Origin of the sequence: Variovorax boronicumulans (genome assembly GCF_009811375.1) — a bacterium.
Classification (GTDB): domain Bacteria; phylum Pseudomonadota; class Gammaproteobacteria; order Burkholderiales; family Burkholderiaceae_C; genus Variovorax; species Variovorax boronicumulans.
Genome location: NZ_BKDH01000005.1, coordinates 26666 through 40480 on the forward strand (window position 1 = coordinate 26666; position 13815 = coordinate 40480).

Genomic DNA, 13815 nt, shown 5'->3' on the forward strand with positions numbered 1-13815 from the left:
CTCCTGTTGATACACGGAGTTACGCTGTATAACATCCACCGTGCCAGCCTTTGTTAACACTTCCTTTCAGGAGATCACCATGCTTAGTTCTATTACTCGTTTTCTGCGCGATGAAGAAGGTGCTACTGCAATTGAATATGGAATTATTGCGGGGCTGATGGCCACGATTCTTATTGCAGTGTTCGGCACTGGCACGGGCACTGGCGTCGGAAAAGTTCTGAACGATATTTTCCAGTCCATCAAAACCCGCGTCGCCATCGTCTGACAAGGACTTGATGCCTCATTTGTGGCTGTTATGGCTGCTGCTGGTCACGGTTTATGACGCCCGACAACGTCGCGTTCCCAACTGGCTCGTGCTGCTGGGTGCTGCGATCGCGTTGGGTGCTCTCGCCATGAACACACAACCATTCGGCATCAAGTGGCCTGATGCATTGATCGGCGCCACACTGGGGTTCGTCTTTCTGCTTTTTTTTTACGTCGCCGGCCTGATGGGCGCGGGGGACGTGAAATTTGCCGGTGCGTTGGGCCTCTGGGTTGGCTGGCAACCGCTGCTGCCAATCTGGGCTGTCGCCAGCCTGCTGGCCGCCGTCCACGGCATTACCTGGCTGCTTCTCCAGCGCTGGGCCCTGTTTCCCAAGCTTGCCACTTTGCTTTCCGGCAAGCCGCGCAATGCAGACGCCTCGGGCCTCTCAAAGCGAGCACGCCCCATCCCTTATGCGGCCTATCTCGCGTTGGCCGCCACCGTTTGGATGATCTGGGGCCGACAGAGTTAACGGTCGTCATGCCGCCTCGCCGCTGTCGGCCCTCCATCAATCCGTCAAGCGCCTGCTCTCACCTCTTTCCCCATTGCCCATGATTCACCTGACAAAAATCATTGCAGCCGTGCTGGTGCTTCTGGCCATCGCCCTCGGGGGCTATGCATGGGTACTGAGCCGTACGCCAGCCAAGCCCCCTCCCGTCGCTGAGGCATTGGCAACTACATCTACCGCGAAAACACCTTCCGCACCGGTCTATGCCGTGGTCATCGCGGTGAAGCCCATCGCTGCAGGGCAGCCCATCACGGCTGAAGCGCTGCGCGTGGAGCAATTGCCTATCAACCCGACCGGCGCATTCAAGGAGATCGCACCGCTCCTCGGTCGCGTACCGGTGTTCGACCTGGGCGAAGGAACACCGCTGCTTGAAGGCCAGCTGGCTTCCGGCCTTGCGATGCGCGTCGAAGAAGGCGAACGCGCGGTTGCCATTAAGGCTGACGAAGTCATGGGCGTCGGCAACAAGGTGCAGCCCGGGGACTTCGTCGATGTGTTCGTGATGCTCAAGTTCGATGGCAAGGACGTTGACAGGAGTCAGGCCCGCTTGCTGCTGTCGCGCAAGCGAGTGTTGGCATTCGGAAACTCTTCTGTCGACGCCCTTCCCTCCAAGACAGCGGACGGCAATGGCAATCCTGCAGCTGCGCAGCAGCAGCGGAACGACGCTGCCCGTACAGCGGTTCTGGCCGTGCCGGTCGAAGACATCAACCGGTTGACGCTGGGCGAATCCACTGGTCGGTTGCTGCTTGCGCTTCGTAATCCGCTCGACACGAACCTGCCCGATCCCTCACTGCTGGCTGTATTACCCGTAGCCCTCCCCCCTCCACCACTCAAGCGCGGCGAGCAACCACGAGGACCACTGGAAGGCCTCGACAGCGCACAGGCGGGCCTTACGGCAGCTGACCTCGTAACTGGCGGCACGGCCGCAGGTCGTCGCCAATCCGAGCCACGTATTTATGCCGCCCCAGCCTCATTGCCACGCCAGGCTGGTAGCGGCGCTCGACCCGGCCTTGAAGTCGAAATGATTCGTGGCGACCGAAGCGAAACACTGCGCTACTGACCGCCCGAGCAACGCCGCCCCAGACATGACCGCCCCTGTCCAAGAAAGAACATCCATGCCGGACCTGCCCTGTGCGACGACGCCATCTGTCACACGACGCCCCGCACCCTTGCGCCCGCTCGTGCTGCGCCATGCTTTGATGGCGCTAGGACTGCTAGCGCCCGCAACTTGGCCCATCGCATCGTCCGCCCCGGGGGTATTGGCTCAAGTGCCGTTCACCGTGACAGCCGGCACCCAACGAGAGCTGCTCATCGATAAAGGCGTCGACCGCATCGCCATCGCCGACGAAACAGTCGCTGGTGTGACCATCACGCGGAAGACCTCAAGTTCGGCCGCGGCGCGCCTCATCGTCACAGGCAAGCTGCCAGGCCGCACCACGCTGATGGTCTGGGAAAAGGGACAGCCTGCAGCCACGACTTACACACTCGATGTGCAGCGACGCATCGCTGCCGTTTCCGGCACAACCAGCAGCGTGCCCGCGTATCAGCAGATGCGCGATGCGGCACTCGCCGTCCAACCGGACAAGACACCCGTCAGTGACCTGGGCACAGTGACTGTGCGCAGCCACACCGTCCAGGTCGCTGTGAAAGTAGTCGAGTTCAACCGCAGCGTGCTCAAACAAGCGGGCCTGAACATCTTCAGCACCAGAACCAACTCCAATGGCTTCAGCTTTGGTGCTTTCGCGCCGGCAACGCTCACCAAATCAAGCTTTGGCCCCGATGGTTCCATCGCCACCGAGGCCAATCAGCCACTGGCGCAGGCCTTCAGTCTGCTGCTCAACTTCCGCAAGGCAGGCATCGGCTTGAACATGGGTTTTCTGGAAGGCAACGGTATGGCTCGTGTCCTTGCGGAACCCACGCTGGTGGCGATGTCGGGACAAAGTGCGAGCTTTCTTTCGGGCGGCGAACTCCCGGTGCCTGTACCACAGGGGCTTGGCTCCACGGCCATCGACTACAAGCCATTCGGCATCGGGCTGACGCTGACACCTACCGTGCTCTCGAACGAGCGCATCGTTCTCAAGGTCGCACCAGAAGCCAGCGACCTCGACTACACCAACTCGTTGAGCATCAATGGTGTGGCAGTACCTGCCATCACCACGCGCCGCGCGGACACCACCGTCGAGTTGGGCGACGGTGAGAGTTTCGTCATTGGTGGCTTGGTGAGCCGCACGACCACATCGAATGCAGACAAGGTGCCTCTCCTAGGCGACCTGCCGATCCTCGGCACTTTCTTCAAGCAGAACAAGTACCAGATGAGCGAGAAAGAGCTAGTCATCGTAGTCACGCCGCATCTCGTCAAGCCGATCGCGCGCGACACCGACCTGACTCCCTATCTTCCCGGCAGCGCTGAGCAGAGGGACGGTGCGGTTTGGCGCTCGATCTTCCTAGGCGGGGCGAGCAATACGCAGGTTCCAGGTTTCTCGCGCTGATGCAACCAGTGCGTGAACCTTACGGCTGGCCGGCACCATGAACGCTCCACGCGACAGCATCCCCGAAACAGGCGCAGAGACCTACCTGTTCGCATCAAGCAACAACGGCCACATCACTTGGTTGACCGACGCGCTCGGGCGCCTCGGATCGGTGGTGGTGCTTGCACCCGATGCCCAATCAGTCGATGAGCGCATCACTCTCCTGGGACCTGCGGCGGTGTTCATTGACTTCTCGCCGGACCAGAGCATCTCAGCAAGCCAGCTGCATCAGCGCCTCAAGCGCGACTGGCCAGCCCTGCCCGTGCTGGCCACCGGCGTTTCGGCCGAACCGGCTGCCATGCTCGCGGCGCTGCGTGCAGGTGTCGACGACTTCATCGATATCACCGCGCCGCCGACGGAAGCGGTGAGCACGCTGCGCATGCTGCTCGAACGACGCAGCGGCACGCAGAGCAGCACGCGCGGCTGCACGCTGACATTGCTTGGCGCCCGCGCAGGGCTCGGCGTCACCACGCTGGCCACGAGCCTCGCATTGGCACTCAACGACCAATCGGCGGCACAAGCGCCCGCCCGCCCCTCGGGGCGGGCTTCCCGACAAGGTATTGCGTTGCTCGACTTGGGGTTACCCGCCCGTGACGGCCTGCTTTATCTCGACACGCAAAGCGGCTTCAGTTTTGTCGACGGCGTGCGCAACCTGCGCAGGCTCGACCAGACCCTGTTGCACACCGCTGTCGCTCATCACACGAGCGGTGTCGCAGTCCTTCCGTTGCCTTCCAGCCTTGCGCAAGTACGTGAAATCTCGCACGCCGATTCGGTTGCCCTCATCAAGCGCTTGTCTGATTTTTACGATTTCCAGATTGCGGATCTGGGCGGCTTCTCGACGATCGATTTTGTGGCACAGACCGTGCGTGAGGCCCAGCACAACTGGGTCGTGTGCGACCAGAGTATCGGTGCCATTGTGTCCACAGCCACCCTGCTCAAGGAACTGCGCACACGTGGCATCGAAACGGAGCGCCTTGCGCTGGTGGTCAACAAGTTCGACAGCCATGTAGGCCTGTCAGCCAAGGACATCGCCGAGCGCCTGGAGCTTTCGCTTCACCACGTACTGCCTGCCCGAAGCGCTCCTCTTCTGTCTGCTGCCAGCCGCGGCGAGATGCTGATTCGCACCACGCGTAACGACCCCTACTCGCAATCCGTGACAGGGCTGGCCCGCAGCCTGTCCCAGAAATACCTGCCCTCCACGGGCCAATCGCCGGCCAAAGATTCCCGCTGGTTTGCGCTGAAGTCGCAAATTTCGGGGCTCTGGAAGAGTTCAAGTGAAGGTTGAGCCCATGTCCTCCGATATCGAATTTGCCGACGACGACCAGGCGTTCATCAACTCCCAGCAGTTCCAGGACATCAAGAGCTGGACGCACGATCATCTGCTGAGCCGCATCGAAGAGCTGGGCGCGGAGTTCGGCCGCTGGTCGCGCGCATCGATCCAGCAGTTCGTCGAACTGGAGGTCGACAGCTTCGTGCGCCTGCGCCGTGTGCCGATCAACGACCGTGAGATGCAGCTCATCGCCGATGCGCTGACCAAGGAGCTTGCAGGCTTCGGCCCCCTGGAAGATCTACTCAACGATCCCGCGGTTGAAGACATTTTGATCAACGGCCACACGAACGTGTACGTGTCGCGCAACGGCATACTGGAACGCGAGACCTTGCGCTTCGCCGACACCGAGCACGTGATGCGCATCGTTCGTCGCATCCTCGCTCCGTTGGGCCGCCGACTCGACGAAGCCAATCCGATGGTCGATGCACGCCTGCCCGATGGCGGCCGCATCAACGTCATCATTGAACCACTGGCCATCGATGGCCTCTCGGTGTCGATTCGCAAGTTCCGCAAGGAGCCGCTCACACCGGCCGACTTGGTCAAACTCGGCACCTTCGATGCAGGCATGGCGCAATTGCTCGAGATCGCGGTGCGCGCGCGCTGCAACATCCTGGTCAGCGGCGGCACGAGCTCAGGCAAGACCTCGTTGCTCAACGCGCTCGCCAGCTTCATTCCACATGCCGAGCGCGTAATCACCATCGAAGACACCGCCGAACTTTCGCTGGGCCATACGCACGTGGTGCGGCTCGAAAGCAGGCCCGGCGGCTTCGACGGCACTGGCGTTGTATCGATCCGCGACCTGCTTCGCAACAGCCTGCGCATGCGACCTGACCGCATCATCGTCGGCGAAGTGCGTGGCGCCGAAGTCATCGAGATGATGCAGGCGATGAACACGGGCCACGAAGGCTCCATGGGCACCATCCACGCAAGCTCGCCGCGCGAATGCCTCTACCGCCTGGAGATGCTGGCTGGCTTCGCGGGCTACCAGGGTAGCGAGACCAGCCTGCGCCGCCAGATTGCCAACGCCATCGACTTCATCGTGCAGATCGGCCGCCTGTCCAACGGACAGCGACGCATTCTTTCACTCAGCGAAGTCACTGGTGTGAACGACAACGTGGTCGCGATGCAGGAACTGTATCGCTACGAGCCCGTGGTGGCGCCTGATGGCGAAGAGCGCGACCGCTGGGTGTCACTCGGCATAGCACCGCATTCGCCGAAGATCACGCGGTTCCGCCAGACGCTGGCACGAGGATCAGGAGACCGTCGTGCGTGAGGGTCTGCTTGTCGTGGCCTGTATCGCGCTGCTACTCGCGGCGGCGGGCCTGCTGTTGTGGCAATGGGCCACGACGCGCCAGGCAAGGCAAGCCACCGGTCAGCATCTGCAACAACAGATCCATGCGAGCCTCGCGCCCCAGGCACCAGTGCTCGCACCTTTGCGCGACGCCCCGGCGGCCTCGACGTCTGGGACGCCCTTGTCCGATCCATGGACCGAGGCTGCCACTGCCGAGTCTGCCGCAGTCCCCACTAAAAGCCGCCTTGAGCGGTGGATGCCTTCATCGCTTGAAGGCGTGATCGGCGCGCCAGCAGTCGCGCTCGGCACCATGGCAATCGTTCTGCTCACTGCCATTGCTGCATCGTTAGGCGGCTGGCCGGCAGCGATTGCTTCTCTGTTGTTTCTACTGATTATTGCCTCTTTTGCAGTATGGCTGCGCCTACAGAAGTTTCGCCGCCAACTCGTGAGCCAACTTCCGGCCTTCATCGATGCCATGGTGCGCCTGATCACCATCGGCAACTCCACACAGGCATCTTTCCAGCTGGCAATCGCCTCGTCACGCGCCCCCTTGCGCGACTACCTCGATCGTGCCGCCGGGCTGGTACGCGCTGGCGTAGATCTGGATCGGGCACTGCTCCAGATGGCTTCGCGGGTGCGCGTAGAGGAAATGTTCCTGCTGGCATCCATTCTTGGCCTTGGCGTTCGTTACGGCGGTCGCGCCGACCTGCTTCTTGAACGCGTTGGAAATTTCATGCGCGACCGTGAACAAGCCGAGCACGAGTTGGTGGCGCTGTCAGCCGAAACACGGCTTTCCGCTTGGATCCTGGGCTTGCTTCCAATATGCGTGGGTGCCGTCATCATCACGCTGAATCCTGCTTACTTTCTGAGGATGTGGCACGACGGTTTCGGGCAGTACATGGTGTTCGGCGCAGTTGCGCTCCAGATCACAGGCGCCATCATGCTCTATCGCCTGGCGAGGTTCGCATGACACTTGTGCCCACTCAACTCGCCACTGCCAGCCTGGTATTTCTGGCCCTCGGTCTGCTCGTTGCAGCGGGTTTGCTCATTGCCGCCGAGCTACGCCGAGCCCGACGAGGTGAAGTTCTGGGGCGCGCCATTCGCCGAAGCGTGGACACGCCCGCCGCGGCGGTCGAGACGGAGCCGGCACTCAATGCATCACCTCGCCCCGAAGTCGAACTCCCGTTTCACTGGCTGGACACCCGGGTCGGTCGCATGCTGGTTGCCGATGAAGACCGCAAGCTGATCGATCAATGCGGTTTCCCATCGTTGAGAGCGCAACTCATTTTTCTGGTCCTGCGCATTGCGATGGCACTGCTCTTGCCTGTCCTCGCTTATTTCGTCTGGGCCGGCGGACAACCTCAACGGCAACTTGTCTCTGTCTTGGCCGGTGCTTTCGTCATAGGGTTTATGGCGCCGAAATGGCTGCTTGCACGACAAGCGGCGAGCCGGCGCGAACGTGTGGGGCGTGAGTTGCCGCTGTTCATCGACCTGCTTCGCCTGTTGCAAGGCGTTGGCCTGAGCCTGGATCAAAGCCTGCAAATCATGGCGACAGATTTCTCGCACGTACTGCGTGTCCTAGGGTTTGAACTGACGCTTGCCAACCGGCAATACAGCCAGGGCCGCACGCGCGAGCACTCGCTGCTCAGGTTGGCAACGCTGCACGACAACGAGAACCTTGCCGGTCTGGTGGCATTGCTCGTGCAAGTCGACCGCCATGGCGGCGCAGTGCAGGAGCCCTTGCGCCAGTTCAGCGACCGGCTCCGGGAGCACCGCCGCGCTGAAATGAAAGAGCGCATCGGAAAAATCACTGTGAAGATGACCGGCGTGATGGTGGTCACGTTGTTGCCGGCGTTGGTCATCGTCACCGCTGGCCCCGGATTTCTCGCCGTCTTCCGCTCTTTGGGAGCCCTTGCCAAATGACCGAACACACTGACCGACCAAGAACCCACCTGCTCGGCTGTGTTGCCATCGTGGCAGCGCTCGCAGCGGGCGGCTGCACCAGCATGAAAGACGCTTATCCGGCTGCCACGGAAGCGCAGCAGCGCCAAGCAGCCGAGGAGAATGTGAACACAAAGGCTAGCGCCAACATCGACACGCAGCCAACCTATCTCCGGTTGGTAGAGCAGATGCAACAGGAGGGCCTCTGGTTTGCCTCGCTCGCGCATATCGATGCACTTGAGCAGCGATGGGGAGTGAGCCCTGAATCCACACGCGCACGCGCCGAAGCCTTGCGCCACGCCGACCAGGCAGCACAGAGCGAAGCTGCCTATCGGCGGCTTCTCGGTACGCCGCTCGATGCATCCGGCTATCGCGGTCTTGGACTATTGGCCGGCGCGCGCGGTGACTACGCCGAAGCTGTTCGCATGCTCAAGCAGGCCGTCCAAAAAACTCCAACTGATGCGCTGCTGCTGAACGACCTCGGGTACGCGAGCCTGCGCGCTGGCCTCATTGCCGACGCGCGACTGCCCCTGATGCAGGCGCTGCAACTCAAACCCGACAACCCGCAGGCGCAGGCCAATCTTGCGATGTACCTCGAGATGACCCAACAACACGAGGAAGCAAGGGCGCTGATGGATGCAAACAAGATCCCAGCGGCAACTCGAGTGATCATTCAAAACGCAGCCCGGCAACTCGGTGTTTCGACACCGAGGCCTTCAGAAATACCAGCAGCCGACGTTTCCCTCGCCAGCAACGGCTCGGCCCCACTGGCACTCAAGGCTTCGCGCTCCAGCAATCTGTTCTCGTCCGGCCAGCCCGCAAGAGGTACCCCATGAAGCAATCCCGACTCCATCTCAGCCTGGCACTTCCGACCGCCGCTCTCGCGTTCATGGCGTTCTCACCTACGGTCACGGCACAGGAACCGGTGAACAAAGCAGTGGACCGCCCGCCTGTGTCCGAGGCCCCCCAAACCGTTGAAGCCCAGGCGCCAGCGGTGCCCACAACATCGGTCGGCGAGTCCGAACCGGAATACCGCTCCCTGCAAGTCGGCGACGCAACTCATGACTTGCTAGCGTGGCAACGCGCCGGCGTCATCGCGTCGCCCACGCCTCGCCCCATTCCAGGCGCCATTGCCTACCGCAGCTATGAGCGCTACCTGAAGAGCTTCGAGTACCCGATTCCGGAACACCTGAACTCATCGGTGAAGACGCAATCGGGCGCCGGCAAGTAACGATCCCCGTCCAGCCTTCGCGACTTCCTTGGCACCGTCATGAAACGCCTCATCCTTCGTCCTTCCGCCCGCGGGCAGCGGGGGGTCTATGCGATCGAGTTCTCCATCGTCTTCATCTTTCTGTTCACGATGCTGTATGCGCTGATCTGCTACGGCATCATGTTCACGCTGAGGTTCAGCTTACAGAATGCTGCCGAAGATGGTGCTCGTGCAGCCTTGCGATATCAGACGAGTTGGACGGCTCGAAAGAACGAAGCCGAACGGGTCGCCCTCGCGCAGGTTCCCGTCAAGCTGCCGGGCGGACCGAACATCCTCGCCCAGCGCTGCCAAGTGCTTCCCTCCGGGGAGGCTGATTGCTCCAGCACGGTGAACTGCACCTCAAACTGGGAGCAGCGCTGCCAGGTGGTTGTGACCGTCAAGGCCACGGGCATTGCGGAGTTGCTTCCTCCCTTGCCGCTTTTCGTTGTGCCTGACACGCTTGTAGGGCAGGCCAGCATGCTCCTCGACGGAGGATTGCCATGACGCTCGTGCATTGTCCCTCCGCGAAATGCCAACGCGGAATCGCGGCCATCGAGTTTGCATTCGTTTTCATGGCGCTTTTCTTCGTGATCTACGGCATCGCGACGTTCGGCGCCGTGCTCTACACGCAACAGATCATCTCGCGCGCGGCGGAAGACGGTGCACGCGCCGTTCCCATGATCCTGTCGCCGCCGCTCGCGACTGACGATGCTCGGATCGAAGCCACAGTACGCGATTCGCTGGCAGCTGCGCTGATCGCGCCTGTCTCGGCCAACGCATCCCCCGGTAGCAGGCGGAACTGGCTCGCCGACAACACGACGGTGAAAACGGAGCTGACGGGCGCCAGCGGCGGCGGCCCGAATACGACGGCGATCGTGACCGTGACATACCGCTACAGCGCCAATCGCCTGTTGCCGACGCTACCCGTGCTCGACACAAGCCGCTGGATGCCTGACAACCTTCTCAGCCGCGCGACAGTCGCGATTCCGTCCTAGACAGGAGCACTGATCGACATGAATACAACCCTCCATGCGGTGCATCACACAGCACGCGGCAGCCCCACATTGCCTCGCCGATCGGCACTGCGCGGCTCGGTCGTCATCAATGCCACCATCGCACTGGCGCTCGTCGTCGTGATCCTGATCGGTTCCGAGCTCGGCTACCTTTTCTACATGAAGCGGGAACTGCAGAAAGCATCCGACCTCGCCGCGCTGGCTGGCGCCCAAATACTCAAGGCGGACAACTGCGACTTCGCTAAAGGAGTCGCCGCAACGAATGCGGCCAAGAACCTGTCGTTCCTGAAACCGGAGCAATACGATTTCACGGCCGTCTGCGGCCGCTGGGATCCGACAACGCGTCCGCCCCCACAGTATTTCGGTACCGCGAGCGGCACCGAAACGAACAACGCGATCAAAGTGACGATCGAGGGAAGACCCAGCCTGCTCTTCCCGTCGATTCCAGGCAACGACGCTCGCGCTGTTGTCGTGCAATCGCTAGCAACGAAGAGCGAGGCTACAGCGGCGTTCTCTGTCGGCGCTCAACTCCTTCGCACCAATGGGAATGCACCACTGGGGCAAGTACTTAAGGCCGTCGGCTTGGACATCACCAAGCTGACCGTGCTGGACTCCGAAGGCCTCGCCAACGCCAAGGTCACACCCGCTGGCCTCTTGAAGGATCTTGGACTCAAGGTCGATCTCGACGCCGGTGTGCTGACGCCGGAAGCTCTTGCGAAGATCCCGAATGTCTCGGTGGGGCAAATCGTGACCGTGGCATTGAATGCTGTGTCGGGTAACGAGGTTCTGAGCGCATCACTGAAAGCGCTTCAAGCTGAACTGGTCAATGTCGGTCTCGACAAGGTTTCGTTAAGCCTTCTGGTCCCTGATACCGGCGGCAACGGACTTTTGACCGTGAAGGCACCCGACGCCACCAACGCGGCGGCCCTTCTGACGCAAGTCGACCTGGGGAGCATTCTGCGTACCACCATCGGCATTGCGACGGCGAGCAAGCGCGGTGTGGCCATCCAAGATCTGAACCTTCTGGGTGTCGACATCCAGGCAGGCATCGTCGAGCCGCCCTCCATCGGCATCGGCGGGGTCGGCACACGGGCTTACAACGCGCAGGTCCGCCTGTACATCGATATCGATTCGAACAAGCTTCTCGGCGGAATTTTGAATCCGTTGGTCAGTGGCTTGCTGGGGACCCGAGTTCATCTTCCGATCTACCTGGATGCCGTGAGTGGACTGGGTCAGATTTCCAAGCTGGATTGCCTTGCTACGCCTCCAACGGCAACCATCGATGTGACCTCCTATATCTTGAAAGCCTGTGTCGGCAAGGTAGACGATCCCATCGTGCGCTTTTCAACCAAGAACCTCTGCAACGACCCTCTCGTCCTGCAGCCTGAACGATTGATTCAGCTTCTCAACCTTCCCGTTCCAGGGCCCACTACGCTCTCGTTGGACGCATTGACGCAAAAGGACACGTTAAAGCTGGCCGTAGGAGAAACCAAATCCAGCCAAGCCAACGGACTCTCTATCGGAGCGACCCTTTCCAATCTCGTCAACGCGTTGCTCAGCACCTTGAACCAACTCCTCACGCCATCCGCCGGTTCGACCTCTGCTGATCGCGCCAACGCGCTCGCAGACTCATACCTCAATGCGACCAAGAAACCGAACGGGTTCTATGACGCAGACAAAGTGGTGGACCTCCTCAAGAACGGCAGTCCAACATCGCCGAACCTCGGTGACTGGACGCGCAAGGTAATGGTTCAGGATCCTGTGCTCGGGCTTTTCCCCGTTGAGAAGACCATGTCGGTCTGGGATGTTTTGACTCTCCAGACCACGCCTTCTGGTGGCCTGCTCGGGCTGCTCGGCCTTGGTCAGTCTTGCGCTGGTCTTCTCCAGCAGCTCCTGCTTTGGAATACATGCGTCAAGAGCAAGGTGGTCGACGCGCTGAACTCCGCGCCGGCAGATGTGGTTAACCATGCCGCAAGCCAGCTGCCGGGGAGCAACGCCCCGACCGGCAGCACCGGCAATGCCGGACTTCTACAAGCACTACTCAGTCCGGTCATCGCCCTTCTCAAGCCGATCCTCGACGGCATCGGCAGCGTATTGTCTTCGGTACTGAGCAATGTCCTCGGTCTTGAACTGGGTCGCACTGACGTGAAGTTGAATGCGCTGCAGTGCGGTCGAGCACAGTTGGTGTATTGACCGCTCTCTTCCGATATCCGTCTTTCAGTTTTAATGTCATCCCCCTCCAACTTCGACGAACTCGACCTCTTTGTCTGGGAAGGCAAAGCCGACATCCTCGACCGCATTGCGCGGTGCATGGCGAGCTTCGACGTGGAAGTCATCCGGGCCGATGGCCTGCCGCCGCCTCAGCAGGACCGCGGTGTCGCACTGCGTCCTTCCGTCGCGATCATCAGCGTCACCGTGATCGATGGTGGCGGCCTGCCGCACGCGACCGAGCTGCTGCAAGGCATGCCCGTGATCTGGGTCGCCGCCGCCTCGCGCGAGCGCGATTCGCGCACGTATCCCCCCGAGTACCTGCACGTCCTGCCCTACGACTTCACCTGCGCCGAGCTGCGCACGATGGTGGCGAAGCTGGTGCGCCAGCTGCGTGCGCGCGATGTCGCGCCGCAGGCGCCCGACGTGCTGGTGGCGCATTCCGATGCGATGAAGGGGCTGCTCGCCGAAGTGGGCGCCTTTGCGGACTGCAACCATCCGGTGCTGGTGCGCGGCGAGACCGGCGTGGGCAAGGAGCGCATTGCGCAGCAACTTCACATCGGCCACCAGCAGTACGGCAAGGGCGCGTTCGTGGCGGTGAACTGCGGTGCGATTCCCGATGGGCTGTTCGAGTCGCTGTTCTTCGGCCACACGAAGGGCTCGTTCACCGGTGCCGTGCATGCGCACCGCGGGTACTTCGAGCAGGCCACGGGGGGCACGTTGTTCCTCGACGAGATCGGTGACCTGCCGCGCTACCAGCAGGTGAAGTTGCTGCGCGTGCTCGAAGACAGCGCGGTCACGCGGCTGGGTGCAACGTCGCCGATCCGCGTCGACTTCCGGCTCGTGGCGGCGACGAACCGCAACCTGCGCGAGATGGTGGCGAGCGGCGAGTTTCGGGCCGATCTGTTCTACCGGCTCGCGGTCATCGAGCTGCATGTGCCGAGCCTCGAGGAGCGCGGCGAGATCGACAAGATCGCGATCTTCAAGGCGCTGCTGGCGAACGTGCTCGGCGACGAGCTCGAGGCCTTGGGCGAAACGCCGCACTGGCTCAGCGATGCGGTGGCCGAAACCTACTTCCCCGGCAACGTGCGGCAGCTGCGCAATCTCGCGGAGCGCGTGGGCGTGATCGCGCGGCAGTTGCACAGCTGGGACCAGAACCTGATCCAGCGTGCGATCGCGCTCACGCGCGGCACGCCGGCGCCCGCTGCGCTGGCCACCGACCGCAATGGCACGGGGGTCCCGCTCGACGCGAATGGCGACCGCAAAGGCTGGAACAGCAGCGAGCGCAACCGCATCATCGCGGCGCTCGAGATCAACGACTGGAAGCGCCAGGACACGGCGCAGCACCTGGGCATCAGCCGCAAGGTGCTGTGGGAGAAGATGCGCAAGTACCAGATCCTCGACGGCGAGCCTGGCATCCCCGAAGAGACGTAACTAGCTCGCCCCCAG

The 13815-nt window shown here is 61.8% G+C and carries 14 protein-coding genes; all 14 read left to right on the forward strand.

Annotated elements, in window-relative coordinates; genetic code table 11:
• Positions 1-40: 40 nt before the first annotated feature.
• The 14 genes from VHAB30_RS27465 (at position 41) to VHAB30_RS27530 (ending at position 13800) form a co-directional block, all read left to right on the forward strand.
• Positions 41-265 (forward strand): Flp family type IVb pilin, encoded by a 225-nt coding sequence (locus VHAB30_RS27465; RefSeq protein WP_308789340.1) that lies wholly within the window; start codon positions 41-43, stop codon positions 263-265.
• 10 nt (positions 266-275) lie between these two features.
• A complete protein-coding gene (locus VHAB30_RS27470; protein WP_159279288.1) occupies positions 276-773 on the forward strand; it encodes an A24 family peptidase in 498 nt (165 codons plus the stop codon).
• Between the two features lie 79 nt (positions 774-852).
• Positions 853-1866 (forward strand): Flp pilus assembly protein CpaB, encoded by a 1014-nt coding sequence (gene cpaB / locus VHAB30_RS27475; protein ID WP_159279289.1) that lies wholly within the window; start codon positions 853-855, stop codon positions 1864-1866.
• A 139-nt stretch (positions 1867-2005) separates the two neighbouring features.
• Positions 2006-3295, forward strand: coding sequence for a type II and III secretion system protein family protein (locus VHAB30_RS27480; RefSeq protein ID WP_235926960.1), 1290 nt, complete (start codon positions 2006-2008; stop codon positions 3293-3295).
• A 37-nt stretch (positions 3296-3332) separates the two neighbouring features.
• Positions 3333-4619 (forward strand): histidine kinase, encoded by a 1287-nt coding sequence (locus VHAB30_RS27485; RefSeq protein ID WP_159279291.1) that lies wholly within the window; start codon positions 3333-3335, stop codon positions 4617-4619.
• 4 nt (positions 4620-4623) lie between these two features.
• Positions 4624-5937, forward strand: a complete 1314-nt coding sequence (locus VHAB30_RS27490; protein WP_159279292.1) for a CpaF family protein — start codon at positions 4624-4626, stop codon at positions 5935-5937.
• Positions 5930-6925, forward strand: a complete 996-nt coding sequence (locus VHAB30_RS27495; protein WP_159279293.1) for a type II secretion system F family protein — start codon at positions 5930-5932, stop codon at positions 6923-6925. Before VHAB30_RS27490 ends, VHAB30_RS27495 begins: the two co-directional genes overlap by 8 nt.
• On the forward strand, positions 6922-7878 hold the full coding sequence (locus tag VHAB30_RS27500; RefSeq protein ID WP_159279294.1) for a type II secretion system F family protein: 957 nt from the start codon (positions 6922-6924) through the stop codon (positions 7876-7878). The genes VHAB30_RS27495 and VHAB30_RS27500 overlap by 4 nt, the downstream gene beginning before the upstream one ends.
• Entirely contained in the window at positions 7875-8732 is an 858-nt protein-coding gene (locus tag VHAB30_RS27505) for a tetratricopeptide repeat protein (RefSeq protein ID WP_159279295.1), read from the forward strand. The genes VHAB30_RS27500 and VHAB30_RS27505 overlap by 4 nt, the downstream gene beginning before the upstream one ends.
• Complete coding sequence (locus tag VHAB30_RS27510; RefSeq protein WP_159279296.1) at positions 8729-9127, forward strand: DUF3613 domain-containing protein; 399 nt, start codon at positions 8729-8731, stop codon at positions 9125-9127. Before VHAB30_RS27505 ends, VHAB30_RS27510 begins: the two co-directional genes overlap by 4 nt.
• A gap of 39 nt (positions 9128-9166) precedes the next feature.
• A complete protein-coding gene (locus VHAB30_RS27515) occupies positions 9167-9649 on the forward strand; it encodes a TadE/TadG family type IV pilus assembly protein (RefSeq protein WP_159279297.1) in 483 nt (160 codons plus the stop codon).
• Positions 9646-10140, forward strand: a complete 495-nt coding sequence (locus tag VHAB30_RS27520) for a TadE/TadG family type IV pilus assembly protein (protein WP_235926939.1) — start codon at positions 9646-9648, stop codon at positions 10138-10140. Before VHAB30_RS27515 ends, VHAB30_RS27520 begins: the two co-directional genes overlap by 4 nt.
• A gap of 18 nt (positions 10141-10158) precedes the next feature.
• Entirely contained in the window at positions 10159-12351 is a 2193-nt protein-coding gene (locus VHAB30_RS27525) for a TadG family pilus assembly protein (protein WP_159279298.1), read from the forward strand.
• Positions 12352-12384: 33 nt separating this feature from the next.
• A complete protein-coding gene (locus VHAB30_RS27530) occupies positions 12385-13800 on the forward strand; it encodes a sigma 54-interacting transcriptional regulator (RefSeq protein ID WP_095746755.1) in 1416 nt (471 codons plus the stop codon).
• Positions 13801-13815 lie beyond the last annotated feature (15 nt).

What these genes read in the sequence shown, in the direction of transcription:
- VHAB30_RS27470 (WP_159279288.1), top strand. Translation starts at nt 276, where the DNA reads ATGCCTCATTTGTGGCTGTTATGGCTGCTGCTGGTCACGGTTTATGAC.
- cpaB (WP_159279289.1), top strand. Translation starts at nt 853, where the DNA reads ATGATTCACCTGACAAAAATCATTGCAGCCGTGCTGGTGCTTCTGGCC.
- VHAB30_RS27480 (WP_235926960.1), top strand. Translation starts at nt 2,006, where the DNA reads ATGGCGCTAGGACTGCTAGCGCCCGCAACTTGGCCCATCGCATCGTCC.
- VHAB30_RS27485 (WP_159279291.1), top strand. Translation starts at nt 3,333, where the DNA reads ATGAACGCTCCACGCGACAGCATCCCCGAAACAGGCGCAGAGACCTAC.
- VHAB30_RS27490 (WP_159279292.1), top strand. Translation starts at nt 4,624, where the DNA reads ATGTCCTCCGATATCGAATTTGCCGACGACGACCAGGCGTTCATCAAC.
- VHAB30_RS27500 (WP_159279294.1), top strand. Translation starts at nt 6,922, where the DNA reads ATGACACTTGTGCCCACTCAACTCGCCACTGCCAGCCTGGTATTTCTG.
- VHAB30_RS27505 (WP_159279295.1), top strand. Translation starts at nt 7,875, where the DNA reads ATGACCGAACACACTGACCGACCAAGAACCCACCTGCTCGGCTGTGTT.
- VHAB30_RS27510 (WP_159279296.1), top strand. Translation starts at nt 8,729, where the DNA reads ATGAAGCAATCCCGACTCCATCTCAGCCTGGCACTTCCGACCGCCGCT.
- VHAB30_RS27515 (WP_159279297.1), top strand. Translation starts at nt 9,167, where the DNA reads ATGAAACGCCTCATCCTTCGTCCTTCCGCCCGCGGGCAGCGGGGGGTC.
- VHAB30_RS27520 (WP_235926939.1), top strand. Translation starts at nt 9,646, where the DNA reads ATGACGCTCGTGCATTGTCCCTCCGCGAAATGCCAACGCGGAATCGCG.
- VHAB30_RS27525 (WP_159279298.1), top strand. Translation starts at nt 10,159, where the DNA reads ATGAATACAACCCTCCATGCGGTGCATCACACAGCACGCGGCAGCCCC.
- VHAB30_RS27530 (WP_095746755.1), top strand. Translation starts at nt 12,385, where the DNA reads ATGTCATCCCCCTCCAACTTCGACGAACTCGACCTCTTTGTCTGGGAA.